This is a genomic window from Desulfolithobacter sp. (assembly GCF_054025815.1).
Genome location: NZ_JBPMMS010000007.1, coordinates 1 through 2,762, shown reverse-complemented (window position 1 = coordinate 2,762; position 2,762 = coordinate 1). Strand labels below are relative to the sequence as shown.

4 protein-coding genes, 2 tRNA genes and 1 pseudogene are annotated in these 2,762 nt (G+C 56.4%); 3 read left to right on the top strand and 4 right to left on the bottom strand.

The features are described from left to right. The 3 genes and pseudogenes from ACXJJY_RS01525 to ACXJJY_RS01515 all read right to left on the bottom strand — a co-directional run. Positions 1-181 (bottom strand): annotated as a pseudogene (locus ACXJJY_RS01525) (Asp-tRNA(Asn)/Glu-tRNA(Gln) amidotransferase subunit GatB); the annotation flags it as partial. Between the two features lie 62 nt (positions 182-243). Further along, positions 244-786, bottom strand: a complete 543-nt coding sequence (locus ACXJJY_RS01520) for a hypothetical protein (protein ID WP_456384940.1) — start codon at positions 784-786, stop codon at positions 244-246. Positions 787-833: 47 nt separating this feature from the next. Further along, positions 834-1,442, bottom strand: a complete 609-nt coding sequence (locus tag ACXJJY_RS01515) for a recombination-associated protein RdgC (protein WP_456384939.1) — start codon at positions 1,440-1,442, stop codon at positions 834-836. Between the two features lie 216 nt (positions 1,443-1,658). Here ACXJJY_RS01515 and ACXJJY_RS01510 point away from each other — a divergent pair. Together ACXJJY_RS01510 and ACXJJY_RS01505 are read left to right on the top strand one after the other, a co-directional pair. Beyond that, positions 1,659-1,734: transfer RNA gene (locus tag ACXJJY_RS01510), tRNA-Lys, on the top strand. A 16-nt stretch (positions 1,735-1,750) separates the two neighbouring features. Next, positions 1,751-1,828, top strand: a tRNA-Glu gene (locus ACXJJY_RS01505). A gap of 79 nt (positions 1,829-1,907) precedes the next feature. Here ACXJJY_RS01505 and ACXJJY_RS01500 read toward each other — a convergent pair. Next, positions 1,908-2,609 carry a tyrosine-type recombinase/integrase gene (locus ACXJJY_RS01500; protein ID WP_456384938.1) on the bottom strand — a complete coding sequence of 234 codons (702 nt, stop codon included), beginning with the start codon at positions 2,607-2,609 and terminating at the stop codon, positions 1,908-1,910. Positions 2,610-2,638: 29 nt separating this feature from the next. Between ACXJJY_RS01500 and ACXJJY_RS01495 the strand changes: the two genes are divergently transcribed. Further along, on the top strand, positions 2,639-2,762 hold a 124-nt coding region (locus ACXJJY_RS01495; RefSeq protein WP_456384941.1), incomplete at its 3' end, for an IS66 family transposase.

The window sequence follows — 2,762 nt, the reverse complement described above, 5'->3', positions numbered from 1 at the left end:
TGATGGCGAATTCCACCACCCTGCGGTTCAGGACCGGCAGGACGCCGGGCATGCCCAGGCAGACCGGGCAGGTGTGGGTATTGGGCGGGGCACCGAACTCGGTGGAACAGCCGCAAAAGATCTTGCTCTTCGTCTTCATCTGGGCGTGGATCTCCAGCCCGATCACGGTCTCAAATTCCATTGTCTGTATCCAGCGACTTCAAAAATTCCTTGCACAGGTTGGTGTATCAACGTCCTGAACCATCACTGTTCGGCCGCCTCTCCGACCCAGGCCCGGAGCCTCCGGAGTTCGTCGGGCCACTGATCCGAGGCGCGGATGGCGATGAACATCCGGAACAGCTCTCCCACCAGGGAGGTCAACTCTTCGAAGAGGGCGATCCTCTCCAGGACCCGGCCCTCGATGGAATCGGGATCATCGCCCTCGTCGGCCGCGGCCACGGTCTTGGGCAGCCGGACGTTGCGGAACTCCAGCATGGTGGCGGTCAGGGTGACGCCGAACTCGTAATCGCCCCGGGCCAGCCGCAACCGGGCCTGCTCGGGTTTCTTGCCCAGACCAAGCCCGGCCCGCGCCTCCTTCAGCTCGGTCTGCAGGCCGCGGCAGATGACCTTTTCACTGGCCTCGCCCTCACCATACTCCAGGAGCATGTGTTTTTCAAAGACCACCAGCACATCCCCCAGGCCGGGAACCTCCACCGATCCGCCCCGCTCTTCGGACTTGTACCAGAGCCAGGCCAGGAACTCCTGGCCGATAAACCGTTTTTCCTGTATCAGGTCAACCAGATCCATTGTCTGTCACTCCGGGCGCCCATGGCTGCCGTTTCCGCCGGCCCTCATCAGATCAGAATCGCAGGCCGCAGTGCTTCCAGCCGCTCTTCCGCATCCGGACCATCCAGCATGTGCAGGGCGGCGAACCAGGGAATCTGTGGCACCAGGGTCATGTCAAAGGTATCGGAAAAAAGCTCCTCCAGCAGGGCCATGGCCTTTTTCGAGGTGGAGAAAAAGAGCAGCGTGTTGTCGGAGAGGTTCCAGCAGAGATCGTAGACCGCCGGAACCGGCACCGATTTGCGCACCAGCTCGGCCCGCACCCGTTCCTTGATCTCCAGCTTCACGGCCCTGGACAGGCGCGGAAGCTGCTTTTCGTGTCTGATCCGCTCCTCCTCCTTGGCCACGCATTTCCTGAGCACCGCCGGCGAGACCTTGCGCTCGTCAACCCGCATGCTGAGCACCACATAATAGCCAGCCGCATAGGAGCTGTAGGCGAACTCGGAATCAAACATGTTGGCCACCGAGACCCAGCCGATGGAGTACTCGTCCAGGGTATCGTCGATATCGGTAAAACTGTTGGCTGCTACGCGATCAGCGACAAAATCCCAGAAATGCTCGGGCATCTCGCCCTGAACGGCACAACGGACAAACGATGCGGAACCGGATAACAGGCCCATGGTCTCACTCTTTCAGATCGTTGACTGCTCTTTGCTGGTGTGCTCTCGCAAAACCGTTTTGGTATGGCCACTGATATAGCAGACCTGCGCCCAGGCAACAAGCAAATAAGCTCTCCCGGCCCCTGTCGGGGGGGCCGGTTTTTTCACAACGGCTTTGCATATTTTTCGTTGACACGGTATATAAAAAAGTGTAGAGAAAACTTTCCCAAAATACCGGGGTCGTTAACTCAGCTGGTAGAGTATCTGCCTTTTAAGCAGAGAGTCGCGCGTTCGAATCGCGCACGACCCACCAGTCATATACAGGACAGGTCCCCATCGTCTAGTCAGGTCCAGGACACCGGCCTTTCACGCCGGCAACACCGGTTCAAATCCGGTTGGGGACGCCACTTTTTAACAGAGAGAAAACAGGTAGTTACAATACATTTTCTCTTTTGCGACATAGCCGTTTAAAGGGTTGACGGCCCTTTAAACGGCCTTTTTATTTTCAGCTCGTTTTTCAGGCCTTCCGACAAGCCTCGGGTCAAACTTCACGACACCCGCTTTTCGGGGTTTGAAAAGCCGCTCCAGAGCCTTGCGGGTATGTTCAAGTCCCAATGTTTTCAGGTAGCGTTCCGTAGTCGAAGGACTCTTATGTCGTAAAATTGCCTGAATGACACCCACGCTCTTTCCCTGCCTGTAAAGACAGGAGGCGGTGAGATGGCGAATGGCGTGAAAGCCGAACCGTTTCACTTTTGCCCTGTCGCACAACCGACGTATAAACTGCAGCCGGTACTGAAATGGCTTGCCGTAATACTCCCTAGAAAGGGGTGTGTTGTCGATACAGACAAAGACATGATCCGATTCGACGGGACGAATCTTCAGCCATTCGGTGAGTGCGGTAGCCAACTCCTCCGTCATGGGCAGCCAATCGCAATCGTACTCCAGGTTGCCACCTTCACGCTTACGGGTCGAAAGCCTGACTCTTCTGTTTGCAAAGTCAAGATCAGACACCAATAACCGAAAGATTTCGCTCCGTCTTCCTGCAAGATGAAGGAAGGCCAGCAACATGACCTTATCCTGCCCTTCCGCCACGTTATAGATCTTCCAGAAATCTTCCTCGGGAGGGACGTAGCGCGGTGTCCGTTTTTCGGGCATCTTGGCTACCAGGCACGGATTCGATGAACTCAAGGGGGGATCCAGATACTTGATTCCCAGTATTGGCCGGAACCTTCATTCAGGCCGATGAAACACCGCTTCAGGTATTGCAGGAGCCTGGCCGAAGCCCCACCCAAAAATCCTATATGTGGGTTTTTCGTCGGGGAGACCCTGACAGACCCGTTC

Bases quoted from the DNA above. Each gene is read 5' to 3' on its own strand.
- ACXJJY_RS01515 (WP_456384939.1), bottom strand. From the start codon at position 1,442: ATGGGCCTGTTATCCGGTTCCGCATCGTTTGTCCGTTGTGCCGTTCAG.
- ACXJJY_RS01520 (WP_456384940.1), bottom strand. From the start codon at position 786: ATGGATCTGGTTGACCTGATACAGGAAAAACGGTTTATCGGCCAGGAG.